This window comes from Mesorhizobium sp. B2-4-6 (genome assembly GCF_006442775.1).
Taxonomy (GTDB): domain Bacteria; phylum Pseudomonadota; class Alphaproteobacteria; order Rhizobiales; family Rhizobiaceae; genus Mesorhizobium.
This window is the reverse complement of the sequence record NZ_VFVI01000003.1, coordinates 26083-43429: the sequence shown is the minus strand read 5'-3', so window position 1 is coordinate 43429 and position 17347 is coordinate 26083. Positions and strand designations below refer to the sequence as shown.

Here is a 17347-nt window from a genome sequence, read left to right as displayed (position 1 = left end):
CTTTCTAGTTGATGGCCGACAGCGCGGTCTTGAGCCCCTTGAACGGGGCATCGAGGCTGACGGTCGCTCCCGACGGCAGGGAATAGGAAACCTGGACCATCGTCTCCTTGCCGATCTGCTCGCGAAGCACCGGGCCGACGGGTAGATAACCGACGCAAACCGACGCGTCGCAGCCTTGCAGTTGAACGTCGACCGGCTGTTTGCGGCCGGCAAATCTGAGCGAAAGCTTGCTGCCTGCCCCTGCCGCGCTGGGCGCGCGCAATATCATGAACGGCTTGCCCCTCTCGTCGGCCGCGAGCGACCAGCTGAAGACCATTGCCTGGCCCTGGTCGATGAAGGACTGGCTGATATTGCATACTTTCTTCCTGGCCTGCAGGTTCTCGTCGCAGATCAGCGTCCAGTTTTCGAACGGGCGCGTGGTCCGTTGATATTCGCCAAGCTTCACGTCCGGAGGCACCGCGACGTCGGAAGGTTTTATCCTGTAGGCAGGGGCCGCCCCTTGCCCGGCCGCATGCGGGCCGGACAGAAGGAGGCAAACCACCGATATTACGGCAAGGACTGTTTGCCTGGTCATCGACACACTCAGTTCAGGGTAAAGCTGACGCCCGCGCCGACACCCCAGTGCCCGCCCGCCGTCGTGCCGGAGAGATTCGCCCGGGCTCGGCCGTCCTCGCTGGTGTAACCGGCGCCGAACGCCACGGCGCCTTCGCCGCGCCAATAGCCGCCGCCGGCCGCGACGCTCAGCCTGCCGGGGCGGTCGTCGTAGCGCAGCGAAGCAGCCGCCAGGCCGATCGCGGCGGCCTGCCGCGCCTCGCCGCGCGCCTCGCCCATGTCCATGTTGAGCTGGCTGAGCTTGGAGTCGGTATAGGCGTTGGCCTGCTGCAGCGTGGTGGCCGCCACCTGATTGGTGTAGGTCTTGGAGTTGTCGAACGTTGTTGCCAGCCCGTTGTTGAGCTGCAGCACGTTGACTGCATCGGTGTCAGCTGTGCCGGCGCCGACATTGTGGATGACAACGGGCGCATTCACGTCACCGCCGACGAGCGTCAGCGAGTTCGACTTGGTGCCGTCCGGGTTCTTGTCATATTGAACGGCGAACTCATTCAGGTCGCCGACGCTTCCCTGCACTGCTTCGACAGCCTGATTGGTCGCGTAGAGCTGGCTGCCATTGATGGCATCGGTGGAAGTGTCGCTGATCCTGCCCGCGGCCACATTGGTGACGGTGCGTTCGTTGCCGACGCTGCCGACGCTCACCGTGCTCGTCGGATTGGTTCCGGCGAAGGTGTAGGCGACGCCGTTGATCGTCGTGCCGGTGGTGGCGACCGCCGCCGCCGTCGTCGAGCCGGCGCCGAGAGCGACGCTGCCCGGCTCGTTGGCCGTGGCACCGGCGCCGAGCGCCATTGACTGGGCGCCGTTGGCGGTCGAGTTCGTGCCTAGCGCGATGCTGTCTGCCGCATTGACAGTCGAGGTCTGGCCGATCGCGATGCCGCCGGGGGCCGTCTGCTGGACGATGGCGCCGTTGCCCATGCCGATGCCGTTGTCGCCATTGACGGTCGTGCGCGGACCGATCGCTACCGAATCGGCGCCGACCGCCAGCGAGTCCGAGGCGGTCGAGTTGGCGTGGAAGTACATGCTTCCGGTCACCGCGAAGGAACTCAGCGCACCCTTCAGCTGGCGAAGCGTGACGGCGTCTTGGTCCTCGGTGCCGTCGGCCACATTGATGATCTGGCGATAAGCGGTGGAGGTGCCCACCGAGACGGCGCCGAGCAGGGTCATGTCCGCGGTGTTGTAGGGAATGAGGCCGGTGCCGGAAAGGATCGACCCCGACACAGGTGCGACCGCACGGTCGGAAACCGAGCCGGAGCCGAGCGCCACACCGTCGGTTATGGTGACCGCGGTGCCCCGGCCCAGAGCCAGGGAATTGGCGGCGGACGCCGTCGCCTGGTAGCCGAGCGCCGAGGAGCCGATCCCTTGCGCGAAGGCATCGGTGACCGGAAGCGTCGTGTCGTTGGTGCGCACGTAGCGGATGCCTTCGCCGTTGGCGTCCGTGTAGGCAGTCGAGGTGTCGCCGGCAAAATTGTTGATGGTGTTGCCGAGCGTGGTGATGTCGGCGGTGTTGGCGGCGATGTCGGTGGTGTTCTGCGTCACCTGCTGGTTGGTGGCGAAGAGCTGCGAGCCGTTGACGGCATCGGTCGAGGAGCCGCTCAACCGCCCGGCGGCGACGTTCTGGATCTGACGCTCCGCGCCGACCGCGCCGACCGAGAAGGCGCCGGCCGGCGTTCCGCCGGCGAAGGTGTAGTTGACGCCGCCGATCGTCGTGCCGCCGACATTGGTCGTGGCGCCCGATACCGAATTCAAGCCGATAGCCACGTCGCCGGCGTTGTTCGCGATGGCATTCGGGCCAATCGCGACGGAGTCCGTCCCCAGCGCCTGAGAATCCGCCAACGTCGAATTGGCATGGAAATACTTGATGCCGGCGCCGGTGTTGATGTTGGTGATCGTGTTGCCGAGATTGGTGATGTCGGCGGTGTTGGCCGCGATGTCGGTCGTGTTCTGCGTCACCTGCTGGTTGGTCGCGAACAACTGCGAGCCGTTGACCGCGTCGGTCGAGGAACCGCTCAATTGCCCGGCCGCGACGTTCTGGATCTGGCGCTCCGCGCCCACCGAACCGACCGAGAACGCGCCGGCCGGGGTTCCGCCGGCGAAGGTATAGTTCACACCGCCGATCGTCGTGCCGCCGACATTGGTCGTGGTTCCGGATACGGAATTCAGGCCGATCGCGACGTCGCCGGCATTGTTGGCCACCGCATTGGGACCGACCGCGACGGAATCCGTCCCCAGAGCCTGGGAGTCGGGCAGCGTCGAGTTGGCGTGGAAATACTTGATGCCGGCGCCGGTGTTGATGCTGGTGATGGTGTTGCCGAGATTGGTGATGTCGGCGGTGTTGGCGGCGATATCGGTGGTGTTCTGCGTCACCTGCTGGTTGGTCGCGAACAGCTGCGAGCCATTGATGGCGTCGGTCGAGGCGTTGCTGAGCCGGCCCGCCGCGAGATTGGTGAGGGTCCGCTCCGCGCCCGGAGCGCCGATGCTGACGGTCGATGTCGGAGCCGTTCCGGCGAAGCTGTAGGCCGTCCCGCCGATCGTCGTGCCGCTCGTGCCGACCGCCGCGACGGTCACCGAGCCGGAGCCCAGGGCGACATCGCCGGACTTCGCCGCCGCGGTCGCGCCGTCGCCGAGCGCAACATTGCCGGCGAGGCCGGCGGCGCCCGCGGTAGAGCCGTTGCCCAGCGCCACGGAGCCCTGCCCGATCGCCTTGTTGTTGTTGCCGATCGCCACCGCGCCGGCAGCCTGGTTGGCGGCGGTGGCGCTGGCCGTTCCGTCGCTGTTGGCGATGTTGTTGGCACCGCCGGTGAAGGCGCCGGTGCCGCTGGCATAGCTCGGATCGCCGATCGAAACCGCGCCGTTGCCGTACGCGGTGTTGCCGGAGCCGATCGAGACGGCCTTGCCACCGGTGGCAACCGCATTGGTGCCCATGGCGACGGCCTCGGCGGAATCCGCCTTGGCATTGGTTCCAACGGCGATGGCGCTGGCAGCACTTGCATTCGCGGTATCGCCCATCGCCAGGCTCGAGGCTGCCAGAGCCTGCGACCGGTTGCCCAGAGCGGTGGCGTTCAGCGCCGCGGCCTGCGTGCCGCGACCCACTGCCGTCGCAAAATCCGCAGTTGCCTGAGACCCCTGGCCGAGGGCGGAAGATGACAGACCGGTCGCATTTGACGCAAAGCCGAGCGCCACAGCGTTGGTAAAGGTCGCCGTGGCCGATACGCCTAGCGCTACCGAACCGCTCGTACCGGTCGCCTGAGCGTTTGAGCCGACGGCGGTGTTATCAGTCCCGGTGGCTTGCGCACCGACGCCCAAGGCCGTCGACCGGACCGCGTTGGCGACGGATCCCCAGCCTCCGGCGAATGCATAGTTGGCGCCAGCCAACGAACTGGTGCCGACAGCAGTGGAATTTCCTCCCGAAGCGGTCGAGAAGGTGCCCAAAGCGTTGGCTCCGGCACCGCTGGCACTGGCTTGGACGCCGAGCGCGACAGAATTCACGCCGCTTGAGACCGTGCCCTGGCCCAGCGCCATCGCGCCGCCACCGCCCGAGGCATTCGCAAACAGGCCGAGAGCCACCGAGTACTGCGCCGAAGCAACGGACTGGCGTCCCATGGCGATGGCGTCGTTCAGGGACGCCGTAACGTCCGTGCCGATCGCGATCGCGCCAGGTGAGAGCGCGCCGGTTCCTGCGACTGTGCGCGAACCCAGATAGACGGTGTTTATCTGAGACGCGATCGCCTGGAAGCCGATCGCGACGGCATTCTGGCTGCCCGCGCTGGCATTGGTACCCTCGGCGATGGAATCGGCTCCGTTTTGCACGGCTCCAGATCCAAACGCGATACCGCGCACACCGTTTGCCGTGCCGCCGCCGCCGAAAACCTGTGCCGATGCCGGCGTGGCGATGCCACCGAATGCAATTGCACCCAGCGCCGCCGCCAGAATCCTGCCACCGCCGAGCGTGCCAAGCCCTAGCCCCTTGCGCTGCATGCCAAGCACGCGATGCGCTTTGCGCAGCGCCGCCATCAGGCGGCGCCGGAGCGAGCGGCTGTCGGCCGCGCCGGAGACCCAGTTTCCGGCAAATCGGGCCGACCCGCGCTGTGCGATACGTTCTTGCCTGAAGTTCATTGCGAGAGTGCCTCCTTTGGTGGGTCGCGCTCGATCACGGCAGGTTCCGCCGACCCTGCCGCCAAAGCGTGTCTGCTCGAAAATGGGATCACGATATCGGCGCCGCGCGCCAGCAGCGCATGGCCCTGTTTTTCACCGATCGCCTCGACGCGATCGAGCGTGTTTTCAAGCCAGGCGTCACCATCCTCGGGCACAGCCTGAAGCGCCGCCGCAACCCGCTCCGTTGGGATCAGCCGCTCGAGATAGGACCGCACCGCCGCCAGATGGACGGCAGGCGCGTCATGCGCGTGAACGACAGCCGTGAGGCCATAGAGATAATGGGCCAGCAGCATGTCCCGCTTGGCCAGGGGCACGCCATTTCCATAGCGCTTCTCAAGCGTCCGCGATGCCGACTCCAGCCAGTAACCGATCTCCTCGGAAAGGCTCCGGCGAATCGCCGTGTCGTCGCTCATGTCCCCTCGGCCAGCTTAGAATCCGAATACCGGATTTGCTGCAGAAAGACACGTTTTTCAGGGCTTCGTATTCCAATAAATTGCTGTTTATCTGAAAATATACCGCAGGTTTTCTGGAGGTTAACAGTAAATTACTTTAGCTGAATCTTTATAAGAGATCCGCTTAATTTTCCATACTGCTAAATTAGTTTCCCTATCCGGACCGCGACCGAACATGCCTTGCCCGCACCTGCTGTGGGGTGGCGTCGCGATATTTCTTCATCGTGGTGGTGAGGTGGCTCTGGCTCGAGAAGCCGCTCAGATAGGCGATGTCCGTGATCGAGATGCGCCTGTCGGCCAGCAGCTTCTCGGCAAAGTCAAGGCGAAGGGTAAGAACATATTGATGCGGCGTCATGCCGAACGTCTTGGAGAAAGCACGGGCGAAGTGGTAGGGGGACAGCCCGCACACAGCCGCCATCTCGGCGAGCGAAAGCTTGCGCGAAAAGTTCTCGCTCAAGAATTGCTGCATGAGGCGAGTGTGGCCGAACGACAGCCCGCCTTTCGCGTTTAGCAGTGGCCGCCTTTCAGCAGGAATTTCCGAATACCAAGCTGGCAGATCGTCATCGCGCCGCAACTCGGACTCCTGATGCTCAGCCCTCCGCAGCCTTTGCCCAACCTTGGAGGGCGTTTTCGGTTCCCTTGCCACAATAATTCGTGATCGCACGTGCTGTCGGCGCTATCGAGTTTGCCCCCCGGCAACAGCACGTCAAAGGCCATGATTTGGCGCGTCTGGTATTTCATGAAATTGCGGTTCCGCCGGGAAAAATTCCCTTGCGGAAAGTTTCAGTTGCCATTGATGCGGCTCACCCGTCGACGGGTAAGATTTGATCGTCGGGAGGTAACGCGGACAGCCTTCCGGGGCGGCGCATTTCCGTGACGGATACGCCCGACGGCAAGCGGGTCCTCGCCTGACATCAAAGGTTGCGGGGCGTGATTCGCGTCGCGCTCCGCTCGGTGCCGCCTCTTCGCTTCAGCGGCCTCGCGCAAGGCTTCCCAAAATCCCGCGTACGATGGCGCGGCCGACGGAGGAGCCGACCGAGCGCACCACCGACTTGATGGCGGCTTCGGCCACGGTCTGGCGGTTGGAAGACCGCCGGTTGCCTGTTCCCAAAACATCGTCGAAACCGGGAATGGTCCAGCGCGAGCCGCCGCTGTTCTGCTGCTTTGCCTGCGCCTCGGCGTCCTGCGCCTCCTTGGTCTTCTTCTGCAGAATTTCGAAGGCCGATTCGCGATCGACGGCCTCGTCGTACTGGCCGACGACCGGGCTCTCGGCGATGATCTTGCGGCGCTCGTCGGGCGCGATCGGTCCAAGCCGGGATGACGGCGGCCGGATCAGCGTGCGCTGGACCACGGCCGGCACGCCCTTGTCCTCCAGCATCGAGACCAGCGCCTCGCCGGTGGCGAGCTGGGTGATGGCGGTGGCGCAATCGAAATCGGGGTTGGGCCGGAAGGTCTCGGCGGCGGTGCGCACCGCCTGCTGCTCGCGCGGTGTATAGGCGCGCAGCGCATGCTGGACACGATTGCCGAGCTGGGCCAGCACTTTTTCGGGAATATCCAGCGGGTTCTGGGTGACGAAATAGACGCCGACGCCCTTGGAGCGGATCAGCCGCACCACCTGCTCGACACGGTCGATCAGCACCTTCGGCGCGTCCTCGAACAAAAGATGGGCCTCGTCGAAGAAGAACACCAGCTTCGGCCGGTCGAGATCGCCGACCTCGGGCAGTTCCTCGAACAGTTCCGACATCAGCCACAGCAGGAAGGTGGCGTAGAGCCTTGGGTTCATCATCAGCTTGTCGGCGGCCAGAACGCTGATCGCGCCGCGGCCGTCGCGCGTCGTGCGCATGATGTCCGCGATGCGCAGCGCCGGCTCGCCGAAGAGGTTAGCCGCACCCTGCTGTTCCAGCACGAGCAGCGTGCGCTGGATGGCGCCGACGGAGGGTTTGGTGACATTGCCGTATCGGGCGCTGAGCTGGTCGGCGCGGTCGGCCATGTTGGCGAGCAGCGCCTGCAGGTCCTTGAGATCGAGCAGCAGTAGGCCCTCCTCGTCGGCGATGCGGAAGGCGATGTTCATGACACCTTCCTGCGCCTCCGTGAGGTTCATCAGCCGCGACAAAAGCAGCGGCCCCATCTCGGAAATGGTGGCGCGGATCGGATGGCCCTGCTCGCCGAACAGGTCCCAGAAGATGACCGGGAATTCCTGGAACTGGTAGGGATCGAGCTTCACCTGATCGGCGCGCTTGACCAGGAAATCCTTGGCGTCGCCCATCATGGATATGCCGGAAAGGTCGCCCTTGATATCGGCGCAGAAGACCGGCACCCCGGCATTGGAAAAGCCCTCGGCCAGGATCTGCAGGCTGACCGTCTTGCCGGTGCCCGTGGCTCCGGTGACAAGGCCGTGGCGGTTGCCGTAGCGCAGCAGCAGCTCCTCCGCGCGCTGATAGGAATCGTCGGGTTTGCGGCTGGCGCCGATGAAAATGCCGGTCTCGTCAACCATATCCGGTCTCCGCAATCTGTTCCGCTCAAAGGCCTCATTCGGAGGTATAGTAACGCTCGTCGCATGCAGCAATGCCCGCCATCGATTTTGGGGCGCAGCGAATTCGGCCTTTGGCGCTTGCGGATTGCGCGCATGTTTGGCAATCGATTGGATGGCCGCGAGAGAACCCGGCCGGATGACGCATTGTGATATCCGGTTCCTGACCTTAGATTGGCTGGACCCGGCTGATGTGGCCGAAAAGCGAGGAGAGCGATGGGCGCCGGCGCCTTGACCAGGGATGTCGACCTTCCGAACCCAGACGCCAAGCGTTGGCAGGCGCTGGCGGAAAAGGCGCTTGCCGGCGGTTCCTTCGAGGAAAAGCTCGTCTCCCGTACCGATGACGGCATCCGCATCGAGCCGCTCAGACAACGCTCGGCGACCGCCGAGCCGTTGCCGCGCACAAATCCGACCGCGCCCTGGATCGTCAGCCAGCGCGTCGACGACCCGGACATTACCCGGGCCAGCGCGCAAGCCCTGGAAGACATCGCCCAAGGCGCCAGCGGGCTGTCGCTGGTCTTCGAAGGTGCGCCGAATGCCTTCGGCTATGGCCTGCCGCGCACCGCGGAAGCGTTGGAACGGGTGCTCGACCGCGTGCCGCTCAACCGCGTGCAGGTGCGCATCGACGCGCATCCCTGGAGCCGCGCCGTGGCCGACTGGCTGCTCGCTTTCCTGAGCCGCCGCCGCTCCGATCCGACCAAGCTCAACCTTTCCTTCGGCATCGACCCGGCGGCGATCTTCGCCGGCACCGGGCGGCTGCGCACCTCGATCGAGGCGCTGCAGGAATCGATGCCGCAGTCGCTGGCGCATTTCTTCTCGATGGGCGTGCCGGGCGTGCTGCTCGAGGCCGACGGCCGTGTCTTCCACAATGCCGGCGCCACCGAGGCGCAGGAACTCGGCACGATGATGGCTTCCGTGGTGTCCTATCTCAGGATGTTCGAGAAGGCGCGCCAGCCACTGGTCTATGCGGCACCGCATATCGGCTTCGCGCTCAGCGTCGACCAGGACCAGTTCCTCTCGGTGGCCAAGGTGCGGGCGTTGCGCAAGCTGTGGGCGCGCATCCAGGAAGCCTGCTCGATCCCGGCCTCGACGGCCAGCATCCATGCCGAGACCTCCTATCGCATGATGACGATGGCCGACCCGGAAACCAATATCCTCCGTACGGCGATCGCGGCCTTCGCGGCGGCAACCGGCGGCGCCGATTCGATCTCGATCCTGCCGCACACGATCGCGCATGGGCTGCCGGCCGGCTTTGCCCGCCGCGTTGCCCGCAACGCCCAACTGATCATGGCCGAGGAAAGCCATATCGGCCACGTCGCCGACCCGGCCAGCGGCTCGGGCGCGGTCGAAGCGCTGACCGACGATCTCTGCGCCGCGGCCTGGGATGAATTCCAGCGCATCGAGGCCGAGGGCGGCGTGCTTGCCAGCCTGCAGCAGGGCTATATCCAAAATCGCGTGCAGACGGCCGCTGCCAAGCGCAACGGCGCCTACCGGTCGGGTGAACGCGGCATTGTCGGCACGACGCTTTACCGCGTCGGCACAGAGCGCCCGGTCGAGACGCTGCCGCAGGAGCGGCGTCCGGCGCTGACGGAGGGCGTCGCGACCTGCGAGCCGCTGTTTCCGGTGCGCATCGATCAGTCGATCGGAGCCGGGTCATGATCCCGGATTTCAGCCAGATCGGCTGGTCGGCGCCGCGTCGCGCGCCGGTCGAGATCAAAGGCCAGCGGATGACGCCGGAAGGCATCGCCGTGAAGCATCTTTACGGCCAAGGCGACCTCAAGGGGCTCGCCAATCTAGACACGTATCCGGGCATGCCGCCCTTCGTGCGCGGCCCCTACCCCACCATGTATGTCCAGCAGCCCTGGACGATCCGGCAATATGCCGGGTTCTCGACGGCGGAGGAATCCAACGCCTTCTACCGGCGCAACCTCGCCGCGGGCCAGAAAGGCCTGTCGGTCGCCTTCGATCTCGCCACGCATCGTGGTTATGACAGCGACCATCCGCGCGTCGCCGGCGATGTCGGCATGGCGGGTGTGGCGATCGATTCCATCCTCGACATGCGCCAGCTCTTCGACGGCATTCCGCTCAACGAAATGACGGTGTCGATGACCATGAACGGCGCCGTCCTGCCGATCATGGCGCTGTACATCGTGGCGGCGGAGGAACAGGGCGTCGCGCAGAAGGATCTCGCCGGAACCATTCAGAACGACATTCTGAAGGAGTTCATGGTCCGCAACACCTACATCTATCCGCCGAAACCTTCGATGCGGATCGTGTCGGACATTTTTGCCTACACCTCCAGGCATATGCCGAAATTCAACTCGATCTCGATCTCCGGCTATCACATGCAGGAGGCCGGCGCGACGGCCGACCTCGAGCTTGCCTATACGATCGCCGACGGCATCGAGTATGCGCGCGCCGGCGTTGCGGGCGGTCTCGACATCGACCGTTTCGCGCCGCGCCTCTCCTTCTTCTGGGCGATCGGCATGAACTTCTTCATGGAGGTCGCCAAGCTCAGGGCCGCGCGGCTTTTGTGGTCGAGCCTGATGAAGAAGAATTTTGCGCCGAATGATGAGCGTTCGCTGTCGCTGCGCACCCATTGCCAGACCTCGGGCTGGTCGCTGACGGCGCAGGACCCCTACAACAACATCACCCGCACCATGATCGAGGCGATGGCGGCGACGCAGGGGCATACACAATCACTGCACACCAATTCCTTCGACGAGGCGATGGCGCTGCCGACCGATCATTCGGCGCGGATCGCCCGCAACACCCAGCTCATTCTGCAGAAGGAATCCGGCACCACGCGCATGATCGATCCATGGGGCGGCTCGGCCTATGTCGAGCGGCTGACGCATGATCTGGCGGCGCGTGCGCTGGCCCATATCGAGGAGGTCGAAAACCTCGGCGGCATGGCGGCGGCGATCGAGAAAGGCATCCCGAAGCTGCGCATCGAGGAAGCGGCCGCGCGCACGCAGGCGCGCATCGATTCCGGCGAGCAGGCGCTGGTCGGCGTCAACGCGCATCGCCCGGAAGCGGATATCGAGGTCGATGTGCTGAAGATCGACAATGCCGAGGTGAAAGCCCGGCAATTGGCGAAGCTGCAGCGGCTGAAAGGCACGCGCGACGTCGCGGCTCTGGAGGACGCCCTGGCCGCCCTCACCCGCGCTGCCGAGAGCGGCGAGAACCTGCTGGAATTCGCGATCCGCGCCGCGCGCGCCAACGCCACCGTGGGCGAGATCTCGCTGGCGCTGGAAAAGGTGTTCGGCCGCCACGCGGCCACGGTGCAGACCATCTCCGGCGTCTATCGCGACGCGCTCGGCGACAATCCGACGGTCGACCGGCTCAACGAGAAGATCGAGGCCTTCGAGAAGAAGACCGGCGGCAAGCCGCGCATCCTGGTCGCCAAGATGGGCCAGGACGGCCACGACCGCGGCCAGAAGGTGATCGCCAGCGCCTTCGCCGATCTGGGCTTCGACGTCACCGTCGGGCCGATGTTCCAGACGCCGGATGAGATCGCCAAGCTGGCGGTGCGGCACGATGTCGACATCATCGGCGCGTCGTCGCTCGCGGCCGGGCATTTGACGCTGATCCCCGAGCTTAAGGAAGCGCTGAAGAAGCTTGGCCATGCCGACATGCTGATCGTCGCCGGCGGCGTCATCCCGCCGCAGGATTATGACGCGGTGCTGGCGGCGGGAGCGGCGGAGATCTTCCCGCCGGGGACCGTTATCCCGGAGGCGGCGAACCGGCTGATGGATCGGTTGCTGGCTGAGAGTTAACCTCGTTATAATTCCAGTTGCAACATAAGTCACTTGACGTTATAATTATCGTTGCAACAGGATAATTCCGTCATGAACACCACCATTCGCAAGATCGGCAATTCCGAAGGCGTGATTCTGCCGAAGGAGCTTCTTGACCGCCTGAACATGAAGGCGGGTGACCAGCTTCAGATCGTTGAAACGGACAAGGGCATTGCCCTTGAGCCGGTGGACGACAGCTTCGAGCGGCAAATGGAAGCCGCCCGCAAGGTCATGGACAAATACAAAGTCGCGCTTCAGAAGCTTGCGGAATGAGCTGGCAGTTTCTGTCGCGTCGCGCAGTCGAAGCGATGCATGTCGAGCAATTGCGTCGGCATGGCGGTGCACAGGGTTTGAGGGACGAGAACGCCCTTGAATCCGCGCTAGCCCGCGCCGAGAACAAGGCCAACTATGGTGACCCGTCTATCGAGGATCTGGCTGCAGCCTACATCTTCGGCATCGCGAGGAACCATGCGTTCGTTGATGGTAACAAGCGCACGGCCACGGTTGCAGCCGGCGCGTTCCTGATCATCAACGGTTACGACCTGATGGCGGACAATGGCACGATCTACGAATTCGTCATGGGTGTCGCCGCAGGTGAGATCGATGAGGCTGGGGCGGCAGCCTTCTTCCGCGACCATGTCGTGAAGCTCGCAGACTAGTTCTCGGCCTTATCCGAGAGCTTGACGATCTCCCATTCCTTGCCGTTGACAGTGACGACCTCGCCGGTCTTCTTCCCGAACAGCGCCACGGCCATCGGCGAGACATGGGAAATGCTGCCCTTCGACGGGTCGGCCTCGTCCTCGCCGACGATGCGCCAATGCACCTTCTTGCCGTCGTCGCCTTCCAGCGTCACGCCCATGCCGAAGCGGACCACTTCGCTGCCGGGCTCCGGCACCGAAAGCTCCGCGTTCTCGCGCCGCGCGGTCCAGTAGCGCAGGTCGCGGGAAACCACCGCGATGCGCTCGCGGTCGCCCTTCCTTTCGGCCTTGGCCAGGATGTCGCGCAGGTCGGCGAGATTGTCCTCGATCATGGCCAGGCCGCGCTCCGTCACCAGATTGCGGTGCGTGCTGACCGGCCGTTCGCCGACGCCGGCAATGGCGTTTTCGCTGTCTTCTTCGCGGGTAAAAGCTCTGCTCATAGAGTGAACTTAGGCTTGGCGAGGCGACTGCACAAGCGGTTTGCCGACAGGCCACCCTGGCACGATTCCTGCGACGAACAGGACGAAACGCCAGGACCTGTGCCGATGTTGAACAGACGAACGCTGCTTGCCCGGACCGCGGGGCTTGCCGTCGCCGGCATCTTTGCCGGCAAGGCATCGGCGAAATCGCTGCCGGGCATCGAGATGGCCGCGATGCGCGGCTCGATCGACGCCACCGAGATCGGCGTACAGCCGGGCGCGGTGGACGACCAGAGCAAGGTTTTTGCCAAGATGCTGGCCGAGGCCAGCGACCGCGACCAGCCGGTGTTCCTGCCGCCCGGCACCTATCTCGTCTCGAACCTGAAACTGCCTGCCCGCGTGCGTCTGTCGGGCGTGCCGGGCGCGACGCGCATCGTCTATGGCGGCAACGGTCATCTGATGATGACCGAACAGGCCGAGCATATCGAGCTCAGCGGTCTCGTGCTCGATGGCGCCAACCGCTGGCTGGCCGACTATGCCCAAGGGCTGCTCGACCTGCGCCGCGTCGCCCATCTCGTGATCGACAATTGTCAGGTGACCGGCAGCGGCAAGAACGGGCTGGCGCTCGAACATGCCGTCGGCCGTGTCGGCCGCTGCGATATTTCGGGCGCGGCGCACGCCGGCATTTATTCGGTCGAGGCCGGCGGGCTGGAGATTTCCGGCAACACCGTGGCCGATTGCGCCAATGGCGGCATTCTGGTGCATCGCTGGCAGGCTGCGGAAGACGGCACCATCGTCAGCGGCAACCGCGTCCAGCGAATCGGCGCGCGCAGCGGCGGCACCGGCCAGAACGGCAACGGCATCAACGCTTTCCGAGCCGGCAATGTGATCATCTCCGGCAACGTTGTCTCCGACTGCGCCTTCACGGCGGTGCGCGCCAACAGTTCCAGCAATCTGCAGATCACCGGTAATACCTGCTTGCGCTCGGGCGAGACCGGGATCTATTCGGAATTCTCCTTCGAAGGCGCGATCCTCAGCAACAATCTGGTCGACGGCGCCGCCAACGGCATCTCGATCGTCAATTTCAACGAAGGCGGCCGCATGGCGGTCTGCTCGAACAACATCGTGCGCAACCTCTCAACCACCGGTCCATACACCGCCGACCCGCCCGGCTTCGGCGTCGGCATCAGCGCCGAGGCCGATACGACTGTTTCGGGCAATGTCGTCGAAAACGCCCCGCTCTATGGCATGCAGCTCGGATGGGGGCCCTATCTGCGCAACGTCGTTGCGACGGGAAACATCATCCGCCTAGCAGGCACCGGCATCGTCGTTTCCGTCGTCGAAGGCTCCGGCTCCGCGGTCATCTCGGACAATGTCATCGACGGCGCGAAAAACGGCGCCATCATCGGCCAGCGCTGGGCCGATCCGGTGACCGGCGACCTGTCCCAGTCAACCGATACCGGCTATGCGCATCTCACCGTCGAACGCAACAAGGTCAGCTAGGCCACGGCCACGATAATGTGCGCCTGGATCTTGGCGGCAATTTCGCCGCTGCCATGCCTTTCGGCGATCACGGATTCGGCGTAGTCGGTAGCGGACGCCAGCCGTCCGGCCTCCCTGGCCTCGATCTCGTTGCGAAGCAGCGTTCCCTGGCAATAGGCGACGGCGGGAACCCGCGGTGAGGATGCGCGGCTCTGCTCGGCTATGGTGTCGATCGCCACGTCGGAAAATCCGGCGGCAGCCAGATCGCTACGGATCAGCGCCTTGTCGTGATAGCCGTGCGGCGTGCGTGCCAGGAAACGCGGCGGATCGTGCGGAAAAATCCGGGCGAGAGCATTCGTCACGTCGTCGGCGAATATATTCTCCTCGATGCGATCCCAGACGCTGAACAGGAAATGCCTGCCGGGCTTCAGGACCCGCCTTGCCTCGCGATAGGCCGCGGCGCGGTCGGGAAAGAACATCGCGCCGAACTGGCAGCAGACGAGGTCGAAAGACGCATCGTCGAAAGGCAGGTTCAACGCATCCGCCTGGCGCCACGTGATGCGGCTGTCGAGACCCTGGCGCGACGCCGCGTAGTCGAGCATCGGCTGGTTGAGGTCGGTGACCGCGTAGCTCGCGCCGGGAGGAAGCTGTGGCGCCAGCGCGCGGGTGACGGCCCCGGTCCCCGCGGCAGTTTCCAAGACGGCAACAGGCGAGAAGGACGCCGCCCGGCGCGCGGTCTCGGCGGCATAGGCCTCGAAGATCAACGGCACCATATGGCGATCGTAATTTTCCGGGATCGACCCGGCAAACACCTTGTCCGCTTCCAGCATCGTCAGCACCCGGCGCCCGTTGATGGTGGAGGAGACTAGCACATAATTTTTATCTTGGGCTCACCCGCGCAGCAGGTGCGCGTTATTGGGCGGATGCACTAGGCTAGCGCCGCTGTCGGCCGCAGCGAGCCGACCTTGGCGCCGATGCGGCTTTCGACCGGAGGATGGGCGAGCTCGGTGAGCTTTGCCGCAACCGATTCATCGCCGCGCAGCAGCTTCGCCAGCACCGCGGCGATCATCGCCTCTGCCCCCCTGCCCGCGCCGTCATCGCATTTCAAGGCGATGCCGAGGCCAAGTTCGGGCAATGCCGCGCAATAGACGCCTTCGGCGCCGGTCTTGACGAAGATGCGGCCCGGCGCGGCCTGCATCAGCGCGACGTCGGCCTTGCCGGTTCCGGCGACGAGGAACGGCTCGGCCATGCAAGCCGAGATCAGCCGCTTCGCAGCCCTGGCGCGTTCGGGCGAAAAGCCCCTGCCTGTCGCCATGCGGGCAAAGCCCTGGGCAAAGCTCTTCAGCGGCACGGCATAGGTCGGGATCGAGCAGCCGTCAGTGCCGCAATGGTCGACGTCGTGCATCGCACCCGTCACGGATTGCATGGCGTCGCGCACCATCTCCTGCAGCGCATGACCAGCCTTGACGTAGCCGCCATGCGCGATGCCGGAATGGACGCAGGTGCAGAGGAAGCCGGAATGCTTGCCGGAGCAATTGTTGTGCAAAGCGTTGGGCACGCCGCCGGCGCGGGCGAGCGCGATGGTGGCGTCGTGGCTCGATGGCCAATGCGCGCCGCATTCGAGCGCCGTTTTGTCGAGACCGGCCCTGGCGAGCATCACCGAGGCCAACTCGACATGGGCCGGCTCGCCCGAATGCGAGGCGCAGGCCAGCGCCAGCTCGCGGTCGCCGAAACCCAAGGCGTCGGCAGCGCCTGATTCGACCAGCGGCAATGCCTGAATCGCCTTTACCGCGGAGCGCGGGAACACCGGGCGTTCCGTGTCGCCGATCTCCCAGACGGCCTTGCCGTCGGCGTCGAAGACCGAAACCGCGCCGCGGTGCCTGCTTTCGACCACCGCGCCGCGCGTGACTTCGACCAGAACCGGATTTGTCATGTTGCCTCCCGCGCGCGCACCCAAGGGGCGCGCCGCTTCAATGCGGGCCGCTTCTAGCGAATCCTGTCGAGAATGGAAACGTAGTTGGCGACGGCAGCACCCCCCATGTTGAAGATGCCGCCGAGCTTGGCGCCCGGCACCTGGATGCCCCCGGCTTCGCCGGTCAGTTGCATCGCGGTCAGCACATGCATCGACACACCGGTGGCGCCGATCGGATGGCCCTTGGCCTTCAGGCCGCCGGACGGATTGACCGGAAGGCGGCCGTCCTTCGCCGTCGAGCCGTCCAGCGCCAGTCTGGCGCCCTCGCCTGGCTTTGCCAGGCCCATCGCTTCGTATTCGATCAATTCGGCGATGGTGAAGCAGTCATGCGTCTCGACGAAGGAGAGGTCGTCGAGCGTGACGCCGGCCTTTTTCAGTGCCTGCTCCCAGGCACGCTCGCAGCCCTCGAAGGACAGGATGTCGCGCTTGGACATCGGCAGGAAGTCCTGGACATGCTCGTTGGCGCGGAAGGTCACGGCCCGGCGCATCTTAAGCGCCGTCGCGGTGTCGGTGAGCACAAGTGCGGCCGCGCCGTCCGAGACCAGCGAGCAATCGGTGCGCTTCAGCGGACCGGCGACGAAGGGGTTCTTCTCGCTTTCCTGGCGGCAGAACTCATAGCCGAAATCCTTGCGCATCTGGGCGTAAGGGTTTTCGACGCCGTTTTTGTGGTTCTTGGCGGCGATCATGGCCAGCGCATCGGACTGGTCGCCGTAGCGCTGGAAATAGGCCTGCGCGATCTTGCCGAAGACGCCGGCGAAGCCGGCAGGCGTCTCGCCGTCTTCAGGCAGATAGGATGCCTTGAGCAGGTTCTTGCCGATCTCGGGGCCGGGCGTGGTCGTCATCTGCTCGGCGCCGACCACCAGCACGATGCGGGCGGCGTTGGCGTCGATGGCACGGATGCCTTGCCGGACGGCGGCCGAGCCTGTGGCGCAGGCATTCTCGACGCGCGTCGCCGGCTTGAAGCGCAGCCGGTCATCGGCCTGCAGCACGAGGCTGGCGGTAAAATCCTGCGGCGAGAAGCCGGCGTTGAAGTGGCCAAGGACGATCTCGTCGACATCGTCCGGACCGATGCCGGCATGGTCGAGGGCCTCGACGGCAACCTTGGTGATCAGGCCCTCCAGCGTCTCGCCTTCGAGCTTGCCGAAGCGCGAATGCGCCCAGCCGACGATGCATGCGGTCATGGCAACCTCCATTTGCGCCGCAACCTAGCACGATCGCGCGCGGCACGTGATT

14 protein-coding genes are annotated in these 17347 nt (G+C 65.0%); 5 read left to right on the top strand and 9 right to left on the bottom strand.

What is annotated here, in order from left to right; genetic code table 11:
• Positions 1 to 4 precede the first annotated feature (4 nt).
• From FJ957_RS10125 to FJ957_RS10105, 5 genes are all read right to left on the bottom strand, one after another.
• Positions 5 to 574, bottom strand: a complete 570-nt coding sequence (locus FJ957_RS10125; protein ID WP_140830955.1) for an invasion associated locus B family protein — start codon at positions 572 to 574, stop codon at positions 5 to 7.
• Positions 575 to 582: 8 nt separating this feature from the next.
• On the bottom strand, positions 583 to 4722 hold the full coding sequence (locus tag FJ957_RS10120) for a YadA-like family protein (RefSeq protein WP_140830953.1): 4140 nt from the start codon (positions 4720 to 4722) through the stop codon (positions 583 to 585).
• Positions 4719 to 5174 (bottom strand): hypothetical protein, encoded by a 456-nt coding sequence (locus FJ957_RS10115; protein ID WP_140830951.1) that lies wholly within the window; start codon positions 5172 to 5174, stop codon positions 4719 to 4721. The genes FJ957_RS10120 and FJ957_RS10115 overlap by 4 nt, the downstream gene beginning before the upstream one ends.
• 193 nt (positions 5175 to 5367) lie before the next feature.
• The gene (locus tag FJ957_RS10110; protein ID WP_246672344.1) at positions 5368 to 5787 is read right to left on the bottom strand and encodes an AraC family transcriptional regulator; all 420 of its coding nucleotides are present in this window, start codon (positions 5785 to 5787) and stop codon (positions 5368 to 5370) included.
• Between the two features lie 396 nt (positions 5788 to 6183).
• A complete protein-coding gene (locus FJ957_RS10105; RefSeq protein ID WP_140830949.1) occupies positions 6184 to 7707 on the bottom strand; it encodes a helicase HerA-like C-terminal domain-containing protein in 1524 nt (507 codons plus the stop codon).
• Between the two features lie 252 nt (positions 7708 to 7959).
• On the opposite strand from FJ957_RS10105, the gene FJ957_RS10100 reads away from it, so the two are divergent.
• The 4 genes from FJ957_RS10100 (at position 7960) to FJ957_RS10085 (ending at position 12202) form a co-directional block, all read left to right on the top strand.
• Complete coding sequence (locus FJ957_RS10100; protein ID WP_140830948.1) at positions 7960 to 9402, top strand: methylmalonyl-CoA mutase subunit beta; 1443 nt, start codon at positions 7960 to 7962, stop codon at positions 9400 to 9402.
• On the top strand, positions 9399 to 11522 hold the full coding sequence (gene scpA / locus FJ957_RS10095; RefSeq protein ID WP_140830946.1) for a methylmalonyl-CoA mutase: 2124 nt from the start codon (positions 9399 to 9401) through the stop codon (positions 11520 to 11522). Before FJ957_RS10100 ends, scpA begins: the two co-directional genes overlap by 4 nt.
• Positions 11523 to 11594: 72 nt before the next feature.
• The gene (locus FJ957_RS10090; protein ID WP_140643466.1) at positions 11595 to 11816 is read left to right on the top strand and encodes an AbrB/MazE/SpoVT family DNA-binding domain-containing protein; all 222 of its coding nucleotides are present in this window, start codon (positions 11595 to 11597) and stop codon (positions 11814 to 11816) included.
• Positions 11813 to 12202 carry a type II toxin-antitoxin system death-on-curing family toxin gene (locus tag FJ957_RS10085; protein WP_140830944.1) on the top strand — a complete coding sequence of 130 codons (390 nt, stop codon included), beginning with the start codon at positions 11813 to 11815 and terminating at the stop codon, positions 12200 to 12202. The genes FJ957_RS10090 and FJ957_RS10085 overlap by 4 nt, the downstream gene beginning before the upstream one ends.
• Here FJ957_RS10085 and greA read toward each other — a convergent pair.
• Positions 12199 to 12681 carry a transcription elongation factor GreA gene (gene greA, locus FJ957_RS10080; RefSeq protein WP_140830942.1) on the bottom strand — a complete coding sequence of 161 codons (483 nt, stop codon included), beginning with the start codon at positions 12679 to 12681 and terminating at the stop codon, positions 12199 to 12201. The genes FJ957_RS10085 and greA overlap by 4 nt on opposite strands.
• Positions 12682 to 12786: 105 nt before the next feature.
• Here greA and FJ957_RS10075 point away from each other — a divergent pair, with 105 nt between their 5' ends.
• Positions 12787 to 14163 carry a TIGR03808 family TAT-translocated repetitive protein gene (locus FJ957_RS10075; protein ID WP_140830941.1) on the top strand — a complete coding sequence of 459 codons (1377 nt, stop codon included), beginning with the start codon at positions 12787 to 12789 and terminating at the stop codon, positions 14161 to 14163.
• Here the strand turns inward: FJ957_RS10075 and FJ957_RS10070 are convergent.
• From FJ957_RS10070 to FJ957_RS10060, 3 genes are all read right to left on the bottom strand, one after another.
• Positions 14160 to 14972: a methyltransferase domain-containing protein gene (locus FJ957_RS10070; RefSeq protein WP_140831861.1), complete on the bottom strand. Its 813-nt coding sequence runs from the start codon at positions 14970 to 14972 to the stop codon at positions 14160 to 14162. The two genes, FJ957_RS10075 and FJ957_RS10070, sit on opposite strands and share 4 nt — an antisense overlap.
• Positions 14973 to 15070: 98 nt before the next feature.
• Positions 15071 to 16075 carry an asparaginase gene (locus tag FJ957_RS10065; RefSeq protein ID WP_140830939.1) on the bottom strand — a complete coding sequence of 335 codons (1005 nt, stop codon included), beginning with the start codon at positions 16073 to 16075 and terminating at the stop codon, positions 15071 to 15073.
• 53 nt (positions 16076 to 16128) lie between these two features.
• Positions 16129 to 17295: an acetyl-CoA acetyltransferase gene (locus tag FJ957_RS10060; RefSeq protein WP_140830937.1), complete on the bottom strand. Its 1167-nt coding sequence runs from the start codon at positions 17293 to 17295 to the stop codon at positions 16129 to 16131.
• Positions 17296 to 17347: the final 52 nt, after the last annotated feature.